23 protein-coding genes are annotated in these 22125 nt (G+C 64.1%); 18 read left to right on the top strand and 5 right to left on the bottom strand.

The window, feature by feature from the left end; all coding sequences use genetic code 11:
- Positions 1-556 precede the first annotated feature (556 nt).
- The 7 genes from trmFO to HMPREF1546_RS16230 all read left to right on the top strand — a co-directional run bounded on the left by trmFO (position 557) and on the right by HMPREF1546_RS16230 (position 9279).
- Positions 557-1867, top strand: coding sequence for a methylenetetrahydrofolate--tRNA-(uracil(54)-C(5))-methyltransferase (FADH(2)-oxidizing) TrmFO (gene trmFO, locus HMPREF1546_RS16260; RefSeq protein ID WP_021750893.1), 1311 nt, complete (start codon positions 557-559; stop codon positions 1865-1867).
- Complete coding sequence (gene plsX / locus HMPREF1546_RS16255) at positions 1864-2898, top strand: phosphate acyltransferase PlsX (RefSeq protein ID WP_021750892.1); 1035 nt, start codon at positions 1864-1866, stop codon at positions 2896-2898. The genes trmFO and plsX overlap by 4 nt, the downstream gene beginning before the upstream one ends.
- 83 nt (positions 2899-2981) lie before the next feature.
- The gene (gene acpP, locus HMPREF1546_RS16250) at positions 2982-3230 is read left to right on the top strand and encodes an acyl carrier protein (RefSeq protein ID WP_021750891.1); all 249 of its coding nucleotides are present in this window, start codon (positions 2982-2984) and stop codon (positions 3228-3230) included.
- Between the two features lie 51 nt (positions 3231-3281).
- On the top strand, positions 3282-3965 hold the full coding sequence (rnc, locus tag HMPREF1546_RS16245) for a ribonuclease III (RefSeq protein ID WP_021750890.1): 684 nt from the start codon (positions 3282-3284) through the stop codon (positions 3963-3965).
- A gap of 164 nt (positions 3966-4129) precedes the next feature.
- Positions 4130-4969 carry an undecaprenyl-diphosphate phosphatase gene (locus HMPREF1546_RS16240; protein ID WP_036631136.1) on the top strand — a complete coding sequence of 280 codons (840 nt, stop codon included), beginning with the start codon at positions 4130-4132 and terminating at the stop codon, positions 4967-4969.
- Positions 4970-5163: 194 nt separating this feature from the next.
- Complete coding sequence (locus tag HMPREF1546_RS16235) at positions 5164-7722, top strand: DNA translocase FtsK (RefSeq protein ID WP_021752138.1); 2559 nt, start codon at positions 5164-5166, stop codon at positions 7720-7722.
- Positions 7723-8082: 360 nt separating this feature from the next.
- Positions 8083-9279, top strand: coding sequence for a pyridoxal phosphate-dependent aminotransferase (locus HMPREF1546_RS16230; RefSeq protein WP_036629202.1), 1197 nt, complete (start codon positions 8083-8085; stop codon positions 9277-9279).
- A gap of 44 nt (positions 9280-9323) precedes the next feature.
- On the opposite strand, the gene HMPREF1546_RS16225 is transcribed toward HMPREF1546_RS16230, so the two are convergent.
- Genes HMPREF1546_RS16225 through HMPREF1546_RS16215 form a run of 3 tightly spaced genes read right to left on the bottom strand, consistent with a single transcriptional unit; the run spans position 9324 to position 10718 of the window.
- Positions 9324-9638 carry an MGMT family protein gene (locus HMPREF1546_RS16225; protein ID WP_021747376.1) on the bottom strand — a complete coding sequence of 105 codons (315 nt, stop codon included), beginning with the start codon at positions 9636-9638 and terminating at the stop codon, positions 9324-9326.
- Complete coding sequence (locus HMPREF1546_RS16220) at positions 9635-10450, bottom strand: carbon-nitrogen hydrolase family protein (protein ID WP_021747375.1); 816 nt, start codon at positions 10448-10450, stop codon at positions 9635-9637. Before HMPREF1546_RS16220 ends, HMPREF1546_RS16225 begins: the two co-directional genes overlap by 4 nt.
- Before the next feature lie 16 nt (positions 10451-10466).
- On the bottom strand, positions 10467-10718 hold the full coding sequence (locus HMPREF1546_RS16215) for a hypothetical protein (RefSeq protein WP_025545444.1): 252 nt from the start codon (positions 10716-10718) through the stop codon (positions 10467-10469).
- Between the two features lie 105 nt (positions 10719-10823).
- On the opposite strand from HMPREF1546_RS16215, the gene HMPREF1546_RS16210 reads away from it, so the two are divergent.
- The 3 genes from HMPREF1546_RS16210 (at position 10824) to HMPREF1546_RS16200 (ending at position 15797) form a co-directional block, all read left to right on the top strand.
- Positions 10824-11276: a YjbQ family protein gene (locus tag HMPREF1546_RS16210; RefSeq protein ID WP_025545446.1), complete on the top strand. Its 453-nt coding sequence runs from the start codon at positions 10824-10826 to the stop codon at positions 11274-11276.
- 376 nt (positions 11277-11652) lie between these two features.
- The gene (locus tag HMPREF1546_RS16205; protein ID WP_021747372.1) at positions 11653-12990 is read left to right on the top strand and encodes an APC family permease; all 1338 of its coding nucleotides are present in this window, start codon (positions 11653-11655) and stop codon (positions 12988-12990) included.
- A gap of 218 nt (positions 12991-13208) precedes the next feature.
- Positions 13209-15797, top strand: coding sequence for a cation-translocating P-type ATPase (locus HMPREF1546_RS16200; protein ID WP_021747371.1), 2589 nt, complete (start codon positions 13209-13211; stop codon positions 15795-15797).
- 54 nt (positions 15798-15851) lie between these two features.
- Here HMPREF1546_RS16200 and HMPREF1546_RS16195 read toward each other — a convergent pair whose 3' ends face one another.
- Complete coding sequence (locus tag HMPREF1546_RS16195; RefSeq protein ID WP_021747370.1) at positions 15852-16613, bottom strand: MerR family transcriptional regulator; 762 nt, start codon at positions 16611-16613, stop codon at positions 15852-15854.
- 149 nt (positions 16614-16762) lie between these two features.
- On the opposite strand from HMPREF1546_RS16195, the gene HMPREF1546_RS16190 reads away from it, so the two are divergent.
- The 8 genes from HMPREF1546_RS16190 (at position 16763) to HMPREF1546_RS16155 (ending at position 21410) form a co-directional block, all read left to right on the top strand.
- Entirely contained in the window at positions 16763-17230 is a 468-nt protein-coding gene (locus HMPREF1546_RS16190; RefSeq protein WP_021747369.1) for an 8-oxo-dGTP diphosphatase, read from the top strand.
- Entirely contained in the window at positions 17227-17751 is a 525-nt protein-coding gene (locus HMPREF1546_RS16185) for a GNAT family N-acetyltransferase (protein ID WP_021747368.1), read from the top strand. The genes HMPREF1546_RS16190 and HMPREF1546_RS16185 overlap by 4 nt, the downstream gene beginning before the upstream one ends.
- Before the next feature lie 41 nt (positions 17752-17792).
- Positions 17793-18167, top strand: coding sequence for a DUF3783 domain-containing protein (locus tag HMPREF1546_RS19030; RefSeq protein ID WP_051320059.1), 375 nt, complete (start codon positions 17793-17795; stop codon positions 18165-18167).
- 4 nt (positions 18168-18171) lie between these two features.
- Positions 18172-18609 carry a DUF523 domain-containing protein gene (locus HMPREF1546_RS16175; protein ID WP_021747366.1) on the top strand — a complete coding sequence of 146 codons (438 nt, stop codon included), beginning with the start codon at positions 18172-18174 and terminating at the stop codon, positions 18607-18609.
- A gap of 135 nt (positions 18610-18744) precedes the next feature.
- Positions 18745-19749, top strand: a complete 1005-nt coding sequence (locus HMPREF1546_RS16170; protein ID WP_021747365.1) for a biotin--[acetyl-CoA-carboxylase] ligase — start codon at positions 18745-18747, stop codon at positions 19747-19749.
- A 19-nt stretch (positions 19750-19768) separates the two neighbouring features.
- On the top strand, positions 19769-20311 hold the full coding sequence (locus HMPREF1546_RS16165; RefSeq protein WP_021747364.1) for a chromate transporter: 543 nt from the start codon (positions 19769-19771) through the stop codon (positions 20309-20311).
- Positions 20308-20925, top strand: a complete 618-nt coding sequence (locus tag HMPREF1546_RS16160) for a chromate transporter (protein WP_021747363.1) — start codon at positions 20308-20310, stop codon at positions 20923-20925. The genes HMPREF1546_RS16165 and HMPREF1546_RS16160 overlap by 4 nt, the downstream gene beginning before the upstream one ends.
- The gene (locus HMPREF1546_RS16155) at positions 20922-21410 is read left to right on the top strand and encodes a YbaK/EbsC family protein (RefSeq protein WP_021747362.1); all 489 of its coding nucleotides are present in this window, start codon (positions 20922-20924) and stop codon (positions 21408-21410) included. Before HMPREF1546_RS16160 ends, HMPREF1546_RS16155 begins: the two co-directional genes overlap by 4 nt.
- A gap of 63 nt (positions 21411-21473) precedes the next feature.
- Here HMPREF1546_RS16155 and udk read toward each other — a convergent pair whose 3' ends face one another.
- On the bottom strand, positions 21474-22091 hold the full coding sequence (gene udk / locus HMPREF1546_RS16150) for a uridine kinase (protein ID WP_025545130.1): 618 nt from the start codon (positions 22089-22091) through the stop codon (positions 21474-21476).
- Positions 22092-22125: the final 34 nt, after the last annotated feature.

Genomic DNA, 22125 nt, shown 5'->3' with positions numbered 1-22125 from the left:
CAAGCGCCGATTTTGGCCTGCCTTCGGGCACGCTTTTCCCTTCTGCAAGTTTGTAACTGCCGTCCCGTGGCGGATGGTGCGGAGATCGTCGGGGTGGTCATCGCATTGAGGTGCTTCTCTTTTCGCTGCCGCTGGCTTGGCGGTTGACGGGAGCTGGTGCAAGCCCCCACGACCGCCGGGGCAGCGCGTAGCGAAGCGGAACGCGCGGAAAGAGAATCTCGTCAAATGCGTCCTTGCACCCCGATTTTTGTCGGAACCGCGCCGCGGGAGTCAGTGTTCAAGTCTGCACCGTACTCCGCCGCGCCCGTCGGGAAGCCCTCGCAAACCCGCAGGCACCATCTCACGCCGACCTCCGTACAGCAACTTTGCACGAATGTGCAAAGTTGCGACCAAAAGCGATTTTTTCTCTTCCACCGGGCGCGGCGTATTCTCTTTTTGTCAAGAACAAAAAGAGAATGGGGGGCGCATCCCCCGTGGAAACGGCCCCCTGGCGGGAGCCAGATTCCCCGTCCCATGGGACGCACCATCAACCAACGATAGATAAAGGATCCAAACTATGAATGTAACAGTTATCGGCGCCGGCCTGGCCGGCTCGGAGGCTGCCTGGCAGCTGGCCCAGCGGGGTATCGACGTCACCCTCCGGGAGATGAAGCCGGAAAAAAAGACCCCCGCCCATGAGACAGAATACTTCGCGGAGCTGTGCTGCTCCAACTCCCTGCGGAGCGACCAGCTGGAAAACGCTGTGGGCCTTTTGAAAGAGGAGCTGCGGCGGCTGGGCTCCCTGATCCTCCAGTGCGCCGACGCCACCCGGGTGGAGGCCGGCGGCGCATTGGCGGTGGACCGCCACGGCTTCGCCCGCATGGTGACGGAGCAGATCCGCAGCCACCCCCATATCACCGTGGTGCCCGGCGAGGTGACCGAGATCCCGGAGGGGGAGGTGGTCATCGCCTCCGGCCCCCTGACCTCCGACGCCCTGGCGGAGCGGCTCCAGTCCCTGTTGGGGGCGGACACCGCCCTCCACTTCTACGACGCGGCGGCCCCCCTGGTCACCGCCGAGAGCGTGGACATGGACAAGGCTTGGTTCGGCTCCCGGTATGACCGGGGAACGGCGGACTATGTCAACTGCCCCATGACCGAGGAGGAGTACGACGCCTTCTGGAAGGAGCTGACCACGGCCCAGGAGGCCCCGGTCCACGGCTTTGAGGACAAGATGGTATTTGAGGGCTGTATGCCCGTGGAGGTCATGGCCCGCCGGGGCCACGATACCCTCTGCTACGGCCCCCTGAAGCCCCGGGGGCTGAAGGATCCCCGCACGGGAAAGGAGCCCTACGCCGTGGTGCAGCTGCGGCGAGACAACGCCGACGGCACGGTGTACAACTTGGTGGGCTTCCAGACCCACCTGAAATTCCCGGAGCAGCGGCGGGTGTTCTCCATGATCCCCGCCCTCCACGATGCGGAGTTTTTGCGCTACGGCGTCATGCACCGGAATACCTTTTTGAACTCTCCCCGGCTGCTGGACCGGTACTACCGGCTGAAAGCGGAGCCCCGGCTCTCCTTTGCCGGCCAGATGACCGGCGTGGAGGGATATGTGGAGTCCGCCGCCTCCGGCTTTCTGGTGGGGGTGGAGACCGCCCGGCGCCTGACCGGCAGGCCGCCCGTCGATTTCCCCCGGGAGACCGCCATCGGCGCTCTGGGGCTGTATGTGTCCAATCCCTCCGTCACGATGTTCCAGCCCATGAATATCAACTTCGGCATCATGCCGCCCCTGGACCATCGGGTGAAGGGGAAGCGGAATAAGAACGCGGAGCTGTCGGCCCGTTCACTGGCCATCATCGACCAAATCAAGCAGGAGGTGCGGGAAGCATGAAGATCATCGTAGACGCAATGGGCGGAGACAACGCGCCGCTGGAAATCGTCCGGGGTGCGCTGGACGCCAACCGGAACCATGGGGTGGAGATCATTCTGGTGGGCCGGACGGCGGAGGTGCTGAAGGCCGTGGAGGCCTGCGGCCAGAAGAGTCTGCCCGCAGGGGTGGAGATCAAGGACGCCAAAGAGGTGGTGGAGATCGCGGATGACCCCGCCATGGCCTTCAAGCAGAAGCCAGACTCCTCCCTGACCGTGGGATTGAACCTGCTGAAGGACGGCGCGGGAGACGCCTTTGTCTCCGCCGGGTCCACCGGGGCGCTGCTCTCCGGGGCCACGCTGGTGGTCAAGCGCATTCGGGGCATCCGCCGGGCCGCCATGGGGCCCCAGATTCCCACCGCCGGGGGACGGGCGGTCCTCTGCGACTGCGGCGCCAACGCCGAGTGCACGCCGGAGTACCTGCTCCAGTTTGCGTACCTGGGCAGCTACTACGCCCAGCGGGTCATGGGCATCGAAAAGCCCCGGGTGGGCCTTCTGAACATCGGTGCGGAGGAGGAGAAGGGCGACACCCTGCGCCATGAGACCTACGCCCTGCTGAAAGAGGCTGGGGAGGCCGGCCGCATCCACTTCATCGGCAATGTGGAGGCCAACGAGGCCATGATGGGCACCGCCGATGTGATCGTTACCGACGGCTTCACCGGCAATGTGATGCTGAAAACCATGGAGGGCGTAGGCAAGTTCCTGCTCAAGTCCCTGAAGGAGATGTTCCTCTCCAGCACCAAGACCAAGCTGGCCGCCGGTCTGGTGAAAGGGGATCTGGGGCAGATGAAAAAGCTGCTGGATCCCAGCGAGGTGGGCGGCACACCCTTCCTGGGGATCCAAAAGCCGGTGATCAAGGCCCATGGCGGTTCCAACGCCAGGGCCATCGAAAATGCGGTGCTGCGGGCCAAGGAGTATGCGGAAAGCGGTTTCATCGCGGACATTCAGGCCAACATCGAACACATGCGGGTCCAGCCCGGCATGGAAAAAAATTGATTTCCTATTGACACCGCCGTAGAGATTGCCGTATGATTACCCCAGCAAGGCACAGAACCATTTTTCCTTGAGGGGTGAACGACATGTCGAATGAGGAAATTTTTCAGACCATGAAGGATTTGGTGTCCGAGCAGTTTGGTATGGAGCTGGACGAGGTGACGCTGGAGACCTCCTTTGAAGACGACCTGGGCGCCGACTCTGTGGACCTGGTGGAGTTGGTGATGGCCATGGAGGAGGAGTTCGAGCTGGGACAGACGGCGGAGGACGAGGTCAAGGCCATCAAGACCGTGGGCGACGCGGTGAATTACGTGGCAGGCAAGCTGAACGGATAACTTGCAGGAACGCCCCGCGCAGAGCGGGGCTTCCTTTTGGGAGTGGACGATATGCGGGATCTGGAGAAAAAACTGAATTACACCTTCCGCAACCAGGCTCTTCTCGAGGAGGCGCTGAACCACAGCTCCTACGCCAACGAGCACCGGGCCGGTGGGCTGCGCAGCAATGAGCGGCTGGAGTTCCTGGGGGACTCCGTGCTGGGCTTTGTGACAGCGGAGTTTCTCTTCTGCCAGCACCCGGACCTTCCGGAGGGGGACCTGACCCGCATCCGGGCGGCCCTGGTGTGTGAGCAGAGCCTGTATGAAGTGGCGCAGAAGCTGGGCCTGGGCCAGTATCTGAAGCTGGGCCGGGGCGAGGAGGCTGGCGGTGGCCGGGAGCGGATCTCCATCCTGGCAGACGCCACGGAGGCGGTGTTTGCTGCTGTGTACCTGGACGGGGGGATCGAGGCGGCCTCCGCCCTGATCCACCGCTGCCTGCTGGACGCAGAGAAGGAAGAGGTAGTGGAGGAGCGCCGCCGGGACTACAAGACGGCTCTGCAGGAACTGGTCCAGCGCCAGGCGGATCAGGTGCTCACCTACCACATGACCGGCGAGGCGGGGCCGGACCACGACAAGACCTTCCAGGCGGAGGTGCAGCTCAACGGACTGCCCATCGGCGCCGGTTCCGGCCACAGCAAGAAAGAGGCCGAACAGGCGGCGGCCAAGGCCGCGCTGGAGACGCTGGAGGAGACGTGAACCGCCTTCGGCCGCTGCATACAAATGAGCAGACCGGTCCTGAACGGCCGGTCTGTTTTTTGCTTTTCTCCGGGCTATGCGGAAATATGACTGGAATTTTCAGCCTGGCCGTGATATACTCAAGCATGTATGTGCGATTTTAAATGACTGGGGGATTGAATCCATTGTCTTTGCTGTCATCCATCCTGCTGGGCCTGATCCAGGGCCTGGCGGAGTTCCTGCCCATCTCCAGCTCCGGCCATCTGGCCATTGCGGAGCACTTCCTGGGCCAGGCGGGCGTTCCGGCGACGCCGGACTTTTTTGACGTGCTGCTGCACCTGGGAACCCTGGTGGCAGTGTTCGCGGCCTACTGGCAGGATATCCGGGACATGATCGTGGAGCTGATCGACGGCGTCCGCGATCTGGTTCGCGGCACCACACCCAACCCCATCCCGCCGGCACGGCGGATGATCCTGCTGATTATCGTGGGCACGCTGCCCCTGTTTGTGGTGCTGCCGGTGAAGGATCTGGTGGAGGGCCTGTCCGGCAATATCTATTTCGTGGCGGGGGCTCTGATCGTGACGGGCTTTCTGCTGTTCGCCAGCGACCGGGTAAAAAAAGGACGCAAGACGGAGCGGAGCGCCAAGCTGCTGGATGTGCTGCTGGTGGGCATTGCCCAGGCCATCGCTACCTGCCCCGGCATCTCCCGCTCCGGCACCACTATCACCGCCGGCTGCTTTGTGGGCTTTGACCGGAAGTTTGCGGTGCGCTTTTCCTTTCTGCTGTCCATCCCTGCCGTCCTGGGGGCCAACATCCTGACCTTGAAGGACGCCATTCAGGAGAATTCCATCATCGTATCGGACATTCCCGTGTATCTGGTGGGAGTGGCGGTGGCCGCCGTGGTGGGCTATATCTGTATCCGCCTGCTGAAGATGATCGCCGATAAAGGCAAGTTCGGCTGGTTCGCGTATTACTGCTGGGCAGTGGGCCTGATCGTGCTGGCGCTGACACTTGTGCTGAAGTAACTTGCCTTTGGTGCGCAGAGCACGTCCGCGGCGGAAGCGGCATCAGGCGTCCGGCGGAGCCAGACCCTGGAACGGGCAGGTTCGGCCAGGCCGCTCAGGAAAGGGCCTCTGGAAAACCGAAGATTTTGCGGCGCATCTCCGTTGCGCTGCATTGACGGTAAACAAAGGAGATTGGAACCTCGAAGGAGAGAAGCATGGCATCCTCAACGCAGAAGAAGACGACAACGAAAAAGAGCGGCAGCCGCTCCGGCTCACGCACGGCCAAGGGTAAGCAGCCTCAGAAGCGTCCCATCCGCCGGGAGGTGGGGGGCGTGATACTGCTGGTGCTGGCGCTGTGTGTGCTGGTGAGCTACTGCGGCGTGCAGGCGATCCTCATCGACCTGCTGGCCAAGCTCCTGAAGGGACTGTTCGGCTACGGCTACTGGCTGGCCGGCCCTGCCATGCTGCTGGCAGGAGGGATCCTGCTGCTGCACCGGGGCCGCCCGGTCACCCTGCGGGCCACCTGCGCCCTGCTGCTGCCGCTGCTGGCAGGAGCGCTGTTCCACACCATTTTCGCAGGGGGAGACTATGCGCTGAACGGCTGGGGCGTTTTGAAGAATCTCTGGACGGCGGGCCTTGCCCTGAAGGCGGGCGGCGCCGTTTCCGGCCTGCTGGCGGAGGCGGCGGTGCTGGCGGTCTCCAAGGTGGTGTCTCTCTTCCTCTTCGGCTTGCTGCTGGCGGTTCTGCTGCTGGCGGCCCTGCATGTGACGCCTTCCGCCGTTCTGGAGATGGTACGGAACCGGCCGGAGTACGAGGAGGAGCCGGAGCCTACGCCCGCCGTCCACATCGCTCCTGCGGAGCCGCCCCAGCGGCGGGGAGAGCGCCAGAGCAGGCCCGCCATCGACATTCCCCTGGACGGCGAGAAGCCGCCCGCACAGCCGGAGGAAGAGTCCGGCCGGTTTACCGGCTTCTTCCGGCATAAGTCCGACAAGATGAAGACGCCGGACCAGGTGCTCTCCGACAAGGAGGCGGAGCAGGCGGCGCTGGAACCTGCGCCGTCTCCGGCCCGCGCCAAGGCCGCTCCCACCCCGGCGCCCGTGGCGGAAGAGGTATCCGTTCCGGAGCCCGCCCCCGCGGCGCCTGCCGCCCCGCCTGCCCCGGCGGCGGGGAAGAAGGCCGTGGCCCAGGAGGTAGCCGCCGCTACGGCAGCGGTGACCGCGGAGATTGAGCAGAAGCTGACGGAGGATGCGGACACCTATCAGTTCCCCCCCATTACCCTGCTGCAGGAGAGCCGGGAGGAAAACTATGCCGAGACCGGCGCAGAGCTGCGGAACAACTCCCGCCGCCTGGCGGAGACCCTCACCAGCTTCGGTGTGGACGCTACTGCCGGAGACGTGGTCCACGGCCCCTCCGTCACCCGGTATGAGTTCGTGCTGGACCAGGGCGTGAAGCTCAGCAAGATCACCAACCTGTCGGATGATATCGCCCTGGCCCTGGGGGCCTCCGGCGTGCGGATCGCCCCCATTCCGGACAAGATCTCCGTGGTGGGCATCGAGGTGCCCAACAAGCAGGTGACGCCGGTGCTGATCCGGGACGTGATCGAGTCCCGGGAGTTCACAGAGCACAAGTCCAAAGTGGCTTTCGCCCTGGGAAGGGATATCGGCGGCCGGAACATCGTGGGGGATATCGAGCGTCTGCCCCACGTGCTGATCGCCGGCACCACCGGATCCGGCAAGTCCGTGTGCACCAACTCCCTGATTGTGTCGCTGCTGTACAAGTCCACCCCGGATGAGGTCCGCTTTATCATGGTGGATCCCAAGATGGTGGAGCTGGCCCCCTACAACGGCATTCCCCACCTGCTGATCCCGGTGGTGACGGATCCCAAAAAGGCCGCTGGTGCCCTCCAATGGGCGGTGTTCGAGATGATGAAGCGGTACAAGACCTTCTCTGAGCATGGTGTGAAGAAGCTGGAGGAGTTCAACCGCCTGGCCCGGGCCAGTGAGGACCTGGAGACGCTGCCCAGCGTGGTGGTGGTCATTGATGAGTTGGCCGACCTGATGTTGGTAGCTGCTAAGGAGGTGGAGGAGTCCATCTGCCGGGTGGCCCAGATGGGCCGCGCCGCCGGCGTCCATCTGGTGATCGCCACCCAGCGGCCCTCCGCAGATGTGATCACCGGCCTCATGAAGGCCAACATTCCCAGCCGCATCGCCTTTGCTGTGGCATCCTCTCTGGAGTCCAGAATCATCCTGGACAACACCGGCGCGGAGAAGCTGGTGGGCAAGGGCGATATGCTCTACGCTCCCCTGGGCCAGGGCAAGCCCACCCGCGTCCAGGGCTGCTTCATCTCCCCGGAGGAGATCGAACGGGTGGTGGAGTTCGTGAAGCAGTCCGGTGAGGCGCATTACTCCGATGAGGTCATGGCCAAGATCGAGGAGTCCATGCAGGAGAAGGAGAAAGGCGGCAAGGGCGCCGCGGCCGCGGCGCCGGAGGCCGGAGAGGACGAGGGGGACGAGCTGCTCCCCGCCGCCGTGGAGGTGGTGCTGGAGACCGGGCAGGCCTCTGTCTCCATGCTCCAGCGCCGGCTGAAGCTGGGCTACTCCCGGGCCGCCCGCCTGGTGGACCAGATGGAGGAACGGGGCATCGTGGGGCCCTTCGAGGGCTCCAAGCCCAGGCAGCTGCTGATCACCCGTGCCCAGTGGCAGGAGATGCAGATGGGCGGCGCGCCCGCCCCGGAGGCGGACGAGCCTCCCTTCCCGACGGAAGAGGAGACCTGACGGATGCAGGCCTTCAGCGGAGATTTCTGAAAACCTCTGCTTGACAAATCCCCGCAAAGACGTATAATGGGACTATCATAAACGCGATGACAGAGCCAGCCCTGCGAAACCGGCTTAGAAGCGAGGGGGAGACGGTGCAAGCCCCCAGCCCACGCCGCACGGCAGCCACTCTGGAGCAGTCCGCGAGGAGCGGAACGGCCCATCCCCGTTACCGGATGACATGAGATGCCTCCCATTCGGAGGCAGATCAGGGTGGTACCGCGGAATGGAATGTTCGCCCCTGACAGAGATGTCAGGGGCGTTTTTTATTGCCGGCCGCCGTAAATGAGATTACAAAATCCGACCAAGGAGGTCTTTTTTATGAAATTTTCCAGCAAGATTCAGCGGTGTGAGCTCTCTCCCATGCGGAAGTTTCTGCCCTATGAGCTGGCGGCAGAGGCCAAGGGCCGCAAGATCTATCATCTGAATATCGGCCAGCCGGACATTGAGACGCCCAAGGCCTTCTTTGACGCGGTGAAGAATTTCCAGGACCCAGTGCTGGCCTATGCGGCGGCCCCCGGCGTGTCTGAGTTTCTGACGGCGGTGCAGGGCTACTACGCCAACCTGGGCATCCACCTGGAGCAATCGGACATCTACGCCACTGCCGGCGGCAGCGAGGCGCTGCAGATGGCCCTGACCTGCATTCTGGACGAGGGAGACGAGATCCTGATCCCGGAGCCCTTCTATCCCAATTACAACACCTTTGTCAGTGTCACCGGCGGCGTGATCCGGCCTATCCCCACAACTCCGGAGGAGGGCTACCGCTACGCCGACCGGGCGCGAATCGAGCCCCTGATCAACGAGCACACACGGGCCATCCTGGTGACCAACCCCGGCAACCCCACCGGCGTGGTCCTCTCCCCGGAGGAGATGCGCCTGATGGCGGACATCGCCAAAGAGCACGGCCTGTTCCTTATCAGCGACGAGGTGTACCGGGAGTTCGTCTACGGCGGCGAGCCTCTGGCCTCCATGGCCCAGTTTGACGATGCGGCCGAGAACGTGGTGGTGGTGGACTCCATCTCCAAGCGGTTCTCCGCCTGCGGCGCCCGGGTGGGCATCCTGGTGTCCCGGAACCGGGAACTGATGGCCCAGGCCCTGAAGATCTGCCAGGGACGCCTGTGCGCGGCCACGCTGGACCAGCTGGGCGCTGCCGCCCTGTACGGCGTAGGCTCCGACTACTTCTCCGCCGTGCGGGAGGAGTACCACAGGCGGCGGGATACCTGCATGGAGGGCCTATCTCAGATCCCCGGCGTGGTGTGCGAGTGCCCCAAGGGCGCTTTCTACCTCATGGCCAAGCTGCCGGTGGATGACACCGACAAGTTCCAGACCTGGCTGCTGGAGGAGTTCCAGGACAACGGGGAGACCGTCATGTTCGCACCCGGCGAGGGCTTCTACGGCACCCCCGGCAAGGGCCGGGACGAGGTCCGGCTGGCTTATATCCTGAAGCAGGCGGATCTGCGGCGGGCCATGGAGGTCCTGGCCCACGGCATTGAGGCATACAACAGCCGGAAGCTGTGAGAAACGAGCAGAGGAGAGCGGCAAAAGCCGCTCTCCTCATGTTTTTATGATTCCGGTGTCCAGAGGCACTGTTCCAGATCCACCGTGCCGTCCAGGCGAAAGGCCACACCTTCCGCCTCCAGCAGGGCCCGCTGGGTGCCGGGGGCAAAGGTGTCGAAGGCCGCCTTGGTGCCGCCGAAGCGGTCCACCACCCGGTGGCAGGGCACGGTTGGGTCCTGACAGGACGCCATGGCATATCCCACCAGCCGGGCGCTCCGTGGCATCCCGGCCAGCCGCGCCACCTGGCCGTAGGTGGACACACTTCCGGCGGGGATCCGCCGGACCACGTCATAGAATGCGCCGAAGACTGTGCCGCTCACTTCTCCCGCACCTCATACAGATCCGTCCGCCGGGCGGAGAGGATGGGCAGCTGGGCCCGTACCGCCTCCAGCCGTTCCACGTCCAGGTCCGCGTACAGGGTTGTCTCCTCCGCCCCGGCCCGGCAGAGCACGGCGCCCCAGGGATCCACGGCGATGGAGTTGCCGTAGGCCACGTAGGAGCCCTGTTCGTCCCGGGCGGGGGAGACCCCCACGGTGAAGCACTGGTTGTCCACTGCCCGCTGGCGGAAGAGAAGTTCCCAGTGGGCGGGGCCGGTAGTCATGTTGAAGGCCGCCGGCACGAAGATCACCTTTGCCCCCCGCAGGCACATGCACCGGGCCAGCTCCTCGAACCGCAGGTCGAAGCAGACGCACAGCCCCATGGTGCCGAAGGCCGTCTCGAAGGTGGTGATGGCATTTCCCGGGGAGAGGGTGTCCGACTCCCGGAACCGCTGTCCCCCCTGGACGTCGATATCAAACAGGTGGGCCTTCCGGTGCTTGGCCAGCTGGCGGCCGTCGGGGCCGTAGACGTAGCTGGTGTTGTAGATCCGACCCTCCGACAGCTCCGGCACAGTCCCGCCCACGAGGTAGAGCCCCAGCTCCGCTGCCAGGCGGGACAGGGCCGTCTGGGCCTCGCCGCCCTCCGGTTCGCCGTAGGCGCCGAAGCAGCTGTTGTCGTAGGGGCAGCAGAACATCTCCGGCAGCACGGCGAAGTCCGCTCCATTCTTGGCCGCCTCCCGGATTTTGCCGCAGGCGGTCTGGATGTTTTTCCCTTTGTCCGGAAGCACCGGCATCTGGATCAGCGCAATGCGCATAGGCGCACCTCCTCAATCATTCCGTCATTTCCCGCAGCACCAGATCTGTGGCGCCCCCGTCGGGGGAGCGGAGCAGGCGCTTCACCTGCGGGTGGTGCCCGTATTCCACCTGGAGAAAGTCCCGCAGGGCCGTGCCTTGATGACAGCCATGGATCAGGCGGAGCCGGTACGTCCCGGCCCCGGCCCGGCGGAGCAGGGCATCCACCGTGACCTTGGCCTGATAGGTGTTCCTGCCGTGGAGGTCCACGGTGACGATTCCGCACTCCATGGGCGGCTGCCTCCTCTCTCCCGCCGGAGGGCGGGGAATGCTCTTCTCCCATTGTAACATGGGCGGAACTGTGTTACAATGCAAAAAACAGAGGAGGCATGGAAGATGGCAGTTTACACGGAGAAAAAGACATACCACACCAAGGCCCACATGGGCATGATCGACGTGACGGAGGACTTTCAGCACGCAGTGGAGGAGGCATGCCGGCAGCACGGCATCTCTGCCGGGACGGTCACCGGCTTCACCACCGGCGGCGTGGCGGGCCTGACGACCCTGGAGTTCGAGCCGGGCATTGTGAACCACGACCTGAAGGCGGCGCTGGATGTGTTCTCCCCCTATCTGGATGAGAAGGGGCGGGTGGTGCCTTACTGGCATCATGAGACCTGGCATGACGACAATGGCTCCTCCCACATCAAGGCGGCGCTGCTGTCCCCCTTCATCACGGTGCCTTTTGTGAACGGCAAAATCACCGTAGGGCCCTGGCAGAACCTGACCCTCATCGAGTGCGACACCCGGGACCGGGTGCGGGACATTGTGTTCCAAGTGATGGGAGAGTGAGTGCAGCGTGGGTGCCGAGCGTCCGGCATTCAAGCGTTCCGGCGGAGCCGGGACCTTGGCGCGGGCGGGCTCTGCCTGCCCGCACCAGTGAGATGCAGGGCCCCCGGCCGCGCCAAGCGGCTGGGGGATGCGACACCCGGGACCGGATGCGGGACATTGTGTTCCAAGTAATGGGAGAGCAAGCAGCTCGGCGCTTACAAAAAAGATCACAGCATGACCAAAGAAACACGCCCCGGAATGGGGGCGTTTTTTTTGCATACTGCTGTCGAAAAGCGCAGAAAATAGATTGCAATTTGTGCAGAGTTGTGGTATCCTTCTTCTACTGCCCTTTAAAGGGATGCCACAGGAAAGCTTTAAATAGAGAAAGGGGAGAGCCATGGAAAAGCGGTACGGCCTGCCCACGGCCATCTGCATGGTAGTGGGAATCGTCATTGGCTCCGGTGTGTTTTTCAAGGCGGAAAAGGTGCTCCAGGCCACCAAGGGCAACATGCCTCTGGGGATCCTGGCGTGGGGAATCGTGGGCGCCATCATGATTATTTGCTCCTATGTGTTCGCCACCATGGCCACCCGGTATGAAAAGGTCAGCGGCCTGGTGGACTACGCCGAGGCCACCGTGGGGCGGCGGTACGCCTACTACGTGGGCTGGTTCATGGCAGTGCTGTACACGCCCTGCCTGGTGTCCGCCCTGGCCTGGATCTCCGCCCGGTACTTCTGTGTACTGCTGGGCTGGGACATCACCGGCGGCGCCTGCATGACCATCGCCGGGGCGATGCTGTGCCTGGACCACGTGCTCAACGCCCTGGCACCCAGGCTGGCAGGCAGGTTCCAGGTGTCCACCACTGTCATCAAGATGATCCCCCTGGCGCTGATGGCCGTCTGCGGCGCGGCGGTGGGCATGATGAATGGCCGCATGGCGGAGAACTTCGCCACCATGAGTACCGGCGCCATCTCCACCGGCGAGGGGCTGATGGCCTCTACCGTGGCGGTAGCTTTCGCCTATGAGGGGTGGATCTTGGCCACCTCCATCAACGCGGAGCTGCGGGATGCCAAGCGGACCCTGCCCCGAGCCCTGGTGGTGGGCTCTTTTATCGTGGTGCTCACCTATATTCTCTACTACATCGGTCTCACCGGCGCAGTGACGACGGAGGAGCTGATGGCCAGCGGCGAGGCAGCGGCCAAGATGGCCTTCCAGCGGGTGTTCGGGGAGACGGCGGGCACAGTGGTGTTCGTGCTGATCGTCATCTCCTGCCTGGGGACCCTGAACGGCTTAACGCTCTCCTGCTGTCGGGGGATGTACGCTCTGGCGGTCCGGAACGAAGGACCGATGCCGGAGCTGTTCCGCCAGGTGGACCCGGTGACCAATATGGCGGGCAACTCCGCCCTGGTTAGCCTGGGCCTCTCCGCACTGTGGTTGGTGTACTTCTATGGCGCCAACGTGGGCGGCCCCTGGTTCGGTCCCTTCAGCTTCGACTCCTCGGAGCTGCCGATCATCACCCTGTACGGCATGTATGTGCCCATGTTCATTCAATTCATGCGGAAGAGCACGGACCTGAACCCTTTCCGGCGGTTCGTCATGCCGGCTCTGGCCCTGTGCGCCTGTGCTTTTATGGTGTATGCCGCCTTTGCCGGGTATGGAGTGACCGTGCTGTACTATCTGGTGGTGTACGCCGCGGTCATGGGCATCGGCTGGCTGTTTGACCGGCGGAAAAAATGAAAATAGTGGAAGATTAGGGATTGACAATGTGGGGAAAATGGAGTATAGTGCCTTCAGTACCAAAAGGGAGTAGCTGGCACATTTGATTGTGTACCCAACGGCGTCAGTACGGGCTTCGGCCCCGCTTCGGGTTGAAACGGCGAGACTTTTGTATCAATGCAGAGGCATTGACGCAAAAGTCTCGTCTTTTTTGCGTCTTGCCGGAAAGAAGGAGTTTTATGAAAACGGAAAAGACCATCTGGCAGAAGAGCCGGGAAGAGCTGTTTCAGGAGTTGAGCAGCACCCCGGAGGGCCTGACTGGCGCGGAGGCCGCCCGCCGCCTGGAGCATTATGGCCCCAATGAGCTGCAGGAGGGCGGGAGGAAGAGCGTCCTGCGGATTTTTCTGGAGCAGTTCGCGGACTTTCTGGTAATCATTCTGATCTTAGCCGCCGTCGTCTCCGCCATCCTGGGGGATGTGGAGAGCATGGCGGTCATCCTGGCGGTCATCACCATGAACGCCATATTGGGCACGGTGCAGACGGTGAAGGCCACCGCGTCCCTGGACAGCTTGAAGCAGATGTCCGCCCCCACCGCCAAGGTGGTGCGGGACGGTCAGGTGGTCCAGCTCCCCGGCCGGGAGGTCACCGTGGGCGACGTGGTGGTGCTGGAGGCCGGCGACTCTATCTGCGCCGACGGCCGGTTGCTGGAGTGCGCCAGCCTGAAGTGCGCGGAGAGCGCCCTCACCGGCGAAAGCCTGCCGGTAGAGAAGGACTTGGCGGACATCGACGGCGACGTGCCGCTGGGAGACCGCAAGAACATGGTGTTCTCCGGCTGCTTCGTCACCTATGGCCGGGCCCGGTTCCTGGTGACATCCACCGGTATGCACACAGAGATGGGCAGGATCGCCGCCCTGCTGAAGAGCACGGAGGAGAAAAAGACCCCTCTTCAGGTGAGCCTGGACCAGTTCGGCCGCAAGCTCTCCATCGGCATTTTGGTCATCTGCGCCCTCCTCTTTGCCGTCAGTGTGTTCCTGCGGGGCGAGAATGTGATGAACGCCTTCCTCTTTGCCGTGGCCCTGGCAGTGGCCGCCATTCCGGAGGCCCTCAGCTCCATCGTCACCATCGTACTGTCCTTCGGCACCCAGAAGATGGCCAGGGAGCACGCCATCATCCGCAAGCTCCAGGCGGTGGAGGGCCTGGGCAGCGTGTCCGTCATCTGCTCCGACAAGACCGGTACCCTGACTCAGAACAAGATGACTGTGAAGAAGCTCTGCACCGGGGGCCAGATCATCCCGGCGGACGGGGCGGACTTCTCTCGCCCGGAACAGCGGGAGCTGCTGCGTGCCGCCCTGTTATGCAGCGACGCCACGGTGAACGAATCCGGAGAGGTGGGAGACCCCACAGAGACCGCCCTGGTGCGCCTGGGCGAGAGCTACGGCTTCGACGAGGCGGAGGCGCGGGGCAAGTATCCCCGTTTGGCGGAGCTGCCCTTTGACTCCGACCGGAAGCTGATGAGCACGGTCCACCAGTTGCCGGACGGCCTGACCATGCTGACCAAGGGGGCCGTGGACGTGATGCTGGACCGCACTCGCCTCTCTCCGGAGGAGAAGGCGGAGATCGAGCGGATGAATGAGGAGCTGTCCCAGCAGGGCCTGCGGGTGCTGGCCTTCGGCAAGCGGATGCTGACCGCCCCCGCCATCGGCCTGGAGGATGAGAACGACCTCCAGTTCCTGGGCCTCATCGCCATGATGGACCCGCCCCGGGAGGAGTCCAAGGCGGCCGTCGGTGAGTGCATCGCCGCCGGTATCCGGCCCATCATGATTACCGGCGACCACAAGGTCACCGCCTCCGCCATCGCCAAGGAGATCGGCATCCTCACCCCCGGCACCGAGGCCGTGGAGGGTGCCGTTATTGAGTCCATGAGCGATGAGGAACTGCGGGAGTTCGTACCCAGGGTCAGCGTGTATGCCCGGGTGTCCCCGGAGCACAAGATCCGCATCGTCCGGGCCTGGCAGGAGCGGGGCAATCTGGTGGCCATGACCGGCGACGGCGTCAACGACGCCCCGGCCCTAAAGCAGGCGGACATCGGCGTGGCCATGGGCATCACCGGCACCGAGGTGGCGAAGGACGCTGCCGGTATGGTGCTGACGGATGACAACTTCGCCACCATCGTCCAGGCCGTCAAGAACGGCCGGAATGTTTATGCCAACATCAAGAAGGCCATTCAGTTCCTGCTCTCCGGCAACACAGCAGGCATTCTGACGGTACTGTATGCCTCTCTCGCGGGGCTGCCGGTGCCCTTTGCAGCGGTACACCTGCTGTTCATCAATCTCCTGACGGACTCCCTGCCCGCCATCGCCCTGGGCCTGGAGCCCCACAGTGACGCGGTGATGCAGGAAAAGCCCCGTCCCCGCAGCGAGGGTATCCTGACAAAGCCCTTCCTGTTGAGCGTGGGCACGGAGGGCCTGGTGATCGCCCTGGCCACCATCATTGCCTTCCACATCGGCCTGGCCAGCGGCGGCGCTGCCGTGGCCAGCACCATGGCCTTTGCCACCCTATGCCTGAGCCGCCTGTTCCACGGCTTCAACTGCAAGTCCGGCCGTCCGGTGCTCTTCACCCGGGCCTTCTGGAACAACAAGTTCCTGCTGGGCGCCTTCGCCGTCGGCGCGCTGCTGCTGGCGGCCGTGCTGCTGATCCCACCGCTGGAGCCTCTGTTCCAGGTGGCGGAGCTGTCTGTCGGACTGGTGGGCTGCATTGTGGGGCTGGCCTTCGGCTCCATGGTGGTCATTCAGGTCTTAAAAGCCATCCGCAGCATGGGCAAGAAGTAAATCCACTCCAAATCAAAGCGGCAGGGCCGCCCCTTATGGGGCGGCCCTGTTTCCTTACGCGCCGGTGTAGGTCCGGACGGCATCCCGCAGAAAGGCGGCGCAGCCGGGGACTTCCCGGTCATAGTAGGCGGTGAACCGGGGATCGGACACATACAGCTCTGCAAGGCCCACATGGGCCTGGGGCGTGTAGGACTCCCAGGAGTAGGACAGCCACCGCCGATGGAGCGCCGCAATCCGCTGGCCCTCCGGCCCGGCGGGGTCCGCCCCTGCTTTCACGGCTGTGACGAGAGCGGTGTGGATCTCACCCCCCAGGGACTTCCACTGGGCATACTCCTCCTGGGTCAGCGCCAGGACGCAGGCGTTGGCCCGGTCCATCTCCTCATCTCCGTATTTCTCCCGGATCTCCTGCCCGAAGGCGGTCTCATTGGCCTCTACCGTGCGGCGCTTGAAGGCTTCAAATTTCTCCTGATCGGTCATCTTCGTTCCTCCCTTGATGTCGTTAATCGTTCGCTGGACAGTCAGGATCAGATCGTCCAGTCGGGCCCGACGGGCCTCCAGCTCTGCCAGGTGGCTCTGCAGCGCCGCCTGGCGGTCAAAGGCCGGGTCGTCCAGAATGGTCCGGATCGAGGCCAGGTCCAGTCCCAGCTCCCGGTAGAACAGGATGTCCTGCAGGCGATCCAGTTGCGCTGGGCCGTAGAGGCGGTATCCGGCCTCCGTGGTCCGCAGAGGTTTCAGCAGTCCAATCCGATCATACCAGCGCAGAGTCCTGGGCGTGACGCCGGCCAGATCGGCCAGCGCCTTGACGGTGTATTCCATAGGGATCCCTCCTGTCGATTGGGAGTATAACAGTTGACGCTGCGGCAAGGTCAAGGGGGTTCACGAAAAAAACCAGGCTTTCTTTTTCCATGGCAATGAACTATAATAGGATAACACCATTTCAAGGATCACGGAAGGGGGGATGGCAGATGATCAATTCCACCCTCTGCTATCTGGAGCGGGGCGACACTTACCTGATGCTCCACCGGGTGAAAAAGAAGGGCGATCTGAACCATGACAAATGGATCGGCGTGGGCGGCAAATTCGAAGATGGGGAGAGCCCCGAGGACTGCATCCTCCGGGAGACCTGGGAGGAGACGGGCCTGACGCTGACGGACTACCGCTACCGGGGCCTGGTGACCTTTGTGTCCGATGAGGCACCCACCGAGTATATGCACCTCTTCACCGCCACTGGCTGGACCGGCACGCCCCACCCCTGCGATGAGGGAGAGCTGGCCTGGATTAAAAAAGCGGAGCTGCGGGGCCTTCCCATGTGGGAGGGGGACAAAATTTTCCTCCGCCTGCTGGAGGAGAACGTCCCCTTCTTCTCCCTGAAGCTCCAATACCAGGGAGACCGGCTGGACCGGGCGGTGCTGAATGGGAGGCGGATTGTATGATACCCGCTCTGACACTGGAGCCGCTGTCCTGGGACGATCTCCCAGAGGCGGCGGTTCTGTGGGCCGACCCGGCGGTGATCCGATGGACCAATATTGCTGCCCCCTGCACGGAGGCGGGGGCGGCAGACCGGCTGGAACACCTGCTGGACTGCCAGCGGGGGTTGCCGTTCTCCACGGTCTTTGCCCTCCGGGAGGGGACGGCATTCCGGGGACTGGCCGGCTGCCCGCCGGTGGATACGGCCGCCGGGATCTATGGGCTGTTCTACCAGCTGCTTCCCGCCTGCTGGGGCCGGGGCTTGGGACTTGCGGCTGCGGCGGAGGCACTGCGGCGCCTGGAACGGCTGGCACCGGCCCTGGTGCTGGCAGACACGGTGGCAGAGAATACCGCCAGCGTCCGAATTCTGGAGCGGCTGGGCTTTGTCCGCACCGCCGTCCACCACAGGGCTTTCTGCCGGGAGGGGCGGATGCTGGATATCTGGGACTACGCCCGCCGCTGGGCTGGTCCGGCGGAGACCGTCTGACCGGGACGGCCCCGTGCAACATGAAGAAATGAGGAATGTTCATGAGCAGAAAACTGCTGCTGTTCGGCTTTGAGGAGCTGCCCACCATTCTGGCTGCCGCGGCCGCCGCCGGGCCCTTCGGGGCGGAGGTGGTGCCGGTGGCCCGGCAGGACTACAACAAGCCCCTGGCGGTGCTGGCGGGGCTGGATGATGACCCCGGCACGGTACTGCCGTTCAACGGCGGCCCTCTGGGTGGGCGGATGGTGGTGCTGTGCGGCCTGGAGGACCAGGTGGACCGCCTTCTGCCGGCGCTGAGTCAAGCGGGGATCGGGCGGGACTGCCTGAAGGCGGTGCTGACGCCCCACAACCGGACCTGGACCGCTGTGAAGCTCTATCAGGAGCTGCTGCGGGAGCACCAGGCCATGAACGGGCGGTGAGAAGATGCGGATCCTAATCTCTGCCTGTCTGCTGGGGGCCCGCTGTCGGTACGATGGGGGCTCCAAGCTCCAGCCCTGGATCTCTGATCTGGCGGAGCGGCACATCCTGGTCCCCGTCTGTCCGGAGCAGCTGGGGGGTCTGCCCACACCCCGTCCGCCGGCGGAGCGGCGGGGAGACCGGGTGATGACCCGGGACGGTGGCGATGTCACCGCCCAATACCGCCGGGGCGCGGAAGAGGCCTTGCGTCTCTGCCGCCTGCTGGGATGCGAGGCGGCGCTGCTGAAAGAGCGGAGTCCCTCCTGCGGCAGCGGGATGGTCTACGACGGCACCTTTACCGGCGTGCTGACGGCGGGAGAGGGTGTCACGGCGGAGCTGCTGCGCGCCCAGGGCATTCCGGTGTACGGAGAGTCCCGGGTGGCGGAGTTGGCGGACCCCATCTAAACAGGCCAGACAGCCACGGACGGCGCAGCGCCCGGAGAACGGGGCGGCGCCGTTCTTTTCCTCCCCGGCACGGTTTACAACCAGGGGAAAACGTGGTAGACTCGAAGCCATGAATATGGGAGAGGAGAGAGAAACATGAGCCGACAGGATGTCCTGGCCCTGCTGCGGGAACAGGAGGGGGCGTTCGTCTCCGGCGAGGAGATCAGCCACCGGCTGGGACTGAGCCGCGCGGCCATCTGGAAGGCGGTGGATGCGCTGCGGAGGGAGGGCTACACTGTGGAGGCCCGCACCGGCCGGGGCTACCGTCTGCTGGATGCGCCGGACGTGCTGACGGAGCCGGAGATCCGCCGCTTTCTGGGGGAGACGGCCCGGGTGGGCCGGACCTTGGTGTGTCTGGCAGAGGTGGACTCCACCAATCTCCGGGCCAGACAGCTGGCAGCGGAGGGCGCAGCGGACGGCACTGTGGTGGTGGCGGACCGCCAGACGGCTGGCCGGGGCCGACTGGGCCGGAGCTTTCAGTCCCCCGGCGGCCAGGGGATCTACCTGACGGCCCTGCTGCGGCCGGATCTGCCGCCGGAGCGGCTGTCGCCGGTGACGGCCATGGCTGGAGTAGCGGTGTGTCGGGCCGTAGAGCGGCTGTGCGGCGTCAGCCCCGGCCTGAAATGGCCCAACGATCCGGTGCTGGATGGGAAAAAGCTCTGCGGTATTTTGACCGAGCTCTCCCTGGAGGGGGAGACGGCCCGCGTGCAGGAGCTGGTGCTGGGCATCGGAATCAATGTCTCCCAGCGGCCGGAGGATTTCACGCCCGAGGTGCGGGAGATCGCCACCTCCCTGGTCCAGGCCCTGGGCCACGCTGTGTCCAGGCCCGCCCTGGCGGCGGAGATCATCCGGGAGGTGGACCGCCTCTGCGCAGCCCTGGCGGCAGGAGAGACTGGTCCTTATCTGGCCGAGTACCGGCGGCGATGCGTGAATCTGGGCCGGACCGTGCGGCTGCTGCGCCCGGACGGAGGCGGCGAGACGGCGGAGGCATTGGACATCGATGAGGAATTCGGCCTGGTGGTGCGGAGGCCGGACGGCGCGGTGAAGACCGTGCGGTCCGGCGAGGTGTCCGTCCGGGGCCTGTACGGATATACAGAGTGAGAGACAGGGGGAGATAGGGTTGAAAGAGCTTTGGACATTGTTTTGGACCTTCGCGAAGATGGGGGTCATGACCTTCGGCGGCGGCATGGCGATGCTGCCGATTCTCCAGCGGGAAGTGGTGGAGAACAAGCACTGGGCCACAGAGGAGGAACTGACGGACTACTATGCCATCGGGCAGTGCACGCCGGGGATCATCGCTGTCAACACGGCCACGTTCATCGGCCAGAAATACAAGGGCATCGCCGGGGGCATTGTGGCCACCCTGGGGGTGGTGTTCCCGTCTCTGGTCATTATCTCCATCCTGGCGGGGCTCATCAACAACTTCGCGGACCTGGCCTGGGTCCAGAACGCCTTTGCGGGCATTCAGGTGTGCGTGTGCGTCCTAATTTTCAACGCTACGGTGAAGCTGCTGAAGAAGTCCGTGGTGGATAAGCCCACGGCAGCGATTTTCCTGGCAGTGCTGGTGGGCAGCGCGGTGATGGATGTGTCCCCGGTGTGGTTCATCCTCGCGGCCGCAGTGCTGGGTATCCTGCTGAAGAACTGGGAGGTGAAGGGGGCATGATCTATCTGCGCCTGTTCTGGGAGTTTTTCAAGACCGGACTCTTTGCCATCGGCGGCGGTATGGCCACGCTGCCCTTCCTCCACGACATCGGGGAGGCCACCGGCTGGTTCACCCAGGCCCAGCTCATGAACATGCTGGCGGTGTCCGAGTCCACCCCCGGCCCCATCGGCATCAACATGGCCACCTATGTGGGCTTCACCGTTGCCGGTGTCCCCGGCGCGGTGATCGCCACATTGGGAGAGGTGACGCCCTCCATCATCGTGATCCTGATTATTGCCGCCCTGCTGCGGAACTTCCGGGAGAACCGATATGTGGACCGGGCCTTCTACGGACTGCGGCCTGCCTCTACGGGCCTGATCGGCGCGGCCTGCGTGTCCGTGGTACTTGAGGTGCTCACCAACATCGTGGTGGCGTCGCCGGAGACGGGGCTGTTCAACCAGTTCCAGCTGGGGGACGGCGGCCTGGCGGGCCTCATCAGCTGGCCGGGCCTGATCCTGGCGGCGGTGCTGCTGGCACTGACCAATTGGGTGAAACCCACGAAGAATCTCCATCCCATCGTGTTCATCGCCGCCTCTGCCGTGGTGGGCGTGGTGTTCCGCTTCGCGGGGGTATGAGGATAGACCGCCAGGACCTGTATGCCCTGTTGCGGGCGCGGAATATCCCCTATGAGGAGACGGCGCACCCGGCGGTATGGAGCATGGAGGAGCTCCACGCACTCTGTCTGCCGGGGGAGGAGCGGATCTTGAAAAACCTCTTCCTGCGGGACGACAAGAAGCGGCGGTACTATCTGGTGGCCATAGACGGCGGCCGGACGGCAGACCTGAAGGCCCTGCGCCGGACACTGGACAGCCGTCCTCTGAGATTTGCGGACGCCGCAGACCTGGAGCGGCTTCTGGGCCTGCTGCCGGGACAGGTGACGCCGCTGGGGGCCCTCCGAGCGCCTGCCGGCACGGTCACCGTGGTGTTGGATGCGTCTTTGCGGGGCCGGACCGTGGGCGTCCATCCGCTGGAGAACACCGCTACCACGTTTTTGAATCTGGACGATCTGGCCGCGCTGCTGGAGGACCATGGTGTGCCGGTGATCTGGTGTCCGCTGTAATACGCACAAGCCGCCCGCCGGAGAATCCCGGCGGGCGGCTTGTGCCCATCTGGCGGCGGGCCGTCACTTCCCATCGATGTGGTGCTGGATCCGCTGCATGATCATGTCCAGGGCCACCAGGTTGTGGCCGCCCTCCAGCACCACGATGTCCGCGTACTTCCGGGAGGGCTCCACATACTGCTCATGCATGGGCTTCACAGTGGTGAGATACTGGGAGACCACGGACTGGAGCGTCCGGCCCCGCTCCTCCACATCCCGCAGGGCCCGGCGGAGGATCCGCTCGTCCGCGTCCGTCTCCACAAAGATCTTGATGTCGAACATATCCCGCAGAGTGGGGTTCTGGAAGATCAGAATGCCCTCCACAATGATGACCTTGGCGGGCTGGATCTCCACGGTTTGGTCGGTGCGGTTGTGCTCCACAAAGGAGTAGACGGGGCACTGGATGGAGCGTCCGGCCTTCAGCTCCTGCAGGTGGCGGATCAGCAGGTCCGTGTCAAAGGCGTTGGGGTGGTCATAGTTCACCTTGGCCCGCTCCTCATAGGTCCTGCCCACCTGGCGCTTGTAATAGCTGTCATGGCCGATGACGGTCACGTCTTTGCCGAAGTGTTCCTTCAAATGCCGGGTCAGAGTGGTCTTTCCGGAGCCGGTGCCTCCCGCAATCCCGATCAGGATGGTGTTCATGTTCCCGATTCCCCCTAAAATCTCCCAGTTCTGT

Origin of the sequence: Oscillibacter sp. KLE 1745 (genome assembly GCF_000469445.2) — a bacterium.
In the GTDB taxonomy this organism is placed as follows: Bacteria; Bacillota; Clostridia; order Oscillospirales; family Oscillospiraceae; genus Oscillibacter; species Oscillibacter welbionis.
This window is presented reverse-complemented; position numbering and strand designations above follow the sequence as displayed.

What these genes read in the sequence shown, in the direction of transcription:
- HMPREF1546_RS16185 (WP_021747368.1), top strand. Translation starts at nt 17,227, where the DNA reads ATGATACCCGCTCTGACACTGGAGCCGCTGTCCTGGGACGATCTCCCA.
- HMPREF1546_RS16235 (WP_021752138.1), top strand. Translation starts at nt 5,164, where the DNA reads ATGGCATCCTCAACGCAGAAGAAGACGACAACGAAAAAGAGCGGCAGC.
- HMPREF1546_RS16210 (WP_025545446.1), top strand. Translation starts at nt 10,824, where the DNA reads ATGGCAGTTTACACGGAGAAAAAGACATACCACACCAAGGCCCACATG.
- HMPREF1546_RS16160 (WP_021747363.1), top strand. Translation starts at nt 20,308, where the DNA reads ATGATCTATCTGCGCCTGTTCTGGGAGTTTTTCAAGACCGGACTCTTT.
- acpP (WP_021750891.1), top strand. Translation starts at nt 2,982, where the DNA reads ATGTCGAATGAGGAAATTTTTCAGACCATGAAGGATTTGGTGTCCGAG.
- HMPREF1546_RS16155 (WP_021747362.1), top strand. Translation starts at nt 20,922, where the DNA reads ATGAGGATAGACCGCCAGGACCTGTATGCCCTGTTGCGGGCGCGGAAT.
- HMPREF1546_RS19030 (WP_051320059.1), top strand. Translation starts at nt 17,793, where the DNA reads ATGAGCAGAAAACTGCTGCTGTTCGGCTTTGAGGAGCTGCCCACCATT.
- udk (WP_025545130.1), bottom strand. Translation starts at nt 22,091, where the DNA reads ATGAACACCATCCTGATCGGGATTGCGGGAGGCACCGGCTCCGGAAAG.
- HMPREF1546_RS16220 (WP_021747375.1), bottom strand. Translation starts at nt 10,450, where the DNA reads ATGCGCATTGCGCTGATCCAGATGCCGGTGCTTCCGGACAAAGGGAAA.
- HMPREF1546_RS16230 (WP_036629202.1), top strand. Translation starts at nt 8,083, where the DNA reads ATGAAATTTTCCAGCAAGATTCAGCGGTGTGAGCTCTCTCCCATGCGG.
- HMPREF1546_RS16205 (WP_021747372.1), top strand. Translation starts at nt 11,653, where the DNA reads ATGGAAAAGCGGTACGGCCTGCCCACGGCCATCTGCATGGTAGTGGGA.
- HMPREF1546_RS16215 (WP_025545444.1), bottom strand. Translation starts at nt 10,718, where the DNA reads ATGGAGTGCGGAATCGTCACCGTGGACCTCCACGGCAGGAACACCTAT.
- trmFO (WP_021750893.1), top strand. Translation starts at nt 557, where the DNA reads ATGAATGTAACAGTTATCGGCGCCGGCCTGGCCGGCTCGGAGGCTGCC.
- rnc (WP_021750890.1), top strand. Translation starts at nt 3,282, where the DNA reads ATGCGGGATCTGGAGAAAAAACTGAATTACACCTTCCGCAACCAGGCT.
- HMPREF1546_RS16195 (WP_021747370.1), bottom strand. Translation starts at nt 16,613, where the DNA reads ATGGAATACACCGTCAAGGCGCTGGCCGATCTGGCCGGCGTCACGCCC.
- HMPREF1546_RS16175 (WP_021747366.1), top strand. Translation starts at nt 18,172, where the DNA reads ATGCGGATCCTAATCTCTGCCTGTCTGCTGGGGGCCCGCTGTCGGTAC.
- HMPREF1546_RS16170 (WP_021747365.1), top strand. Translation starts at nt 18,745, where the DNA reads ATGAGCCGACAGGATGTCCTGGCCCTGCTGCGGGAACAGGAGGGGGCG.
- HMPREF1546_RS16200 (WP_021747371.1), top strand. Translation starts at nt 13,209, where the DNA reads ATGAAAACGGAAAAGACCATCTGGCAGAAGAGCCGGGAAGAGCTGTTT.
- plsX (WP_021750892.1), top strand. Translation starts at nt 1,864, where the DNA reads ATGAAGATCATCGTAGACGCAATGGGCGGAGACAACGCGCCGCTGGAA.
- HMPREF1546_RS16190 (WP_021747369.1), top strand. Translation starts at nt 16,763, where the DNA reads ATGATCAATTCCACCCTCTGCTATCTGGAGCGGGGCGACACTTACCTG.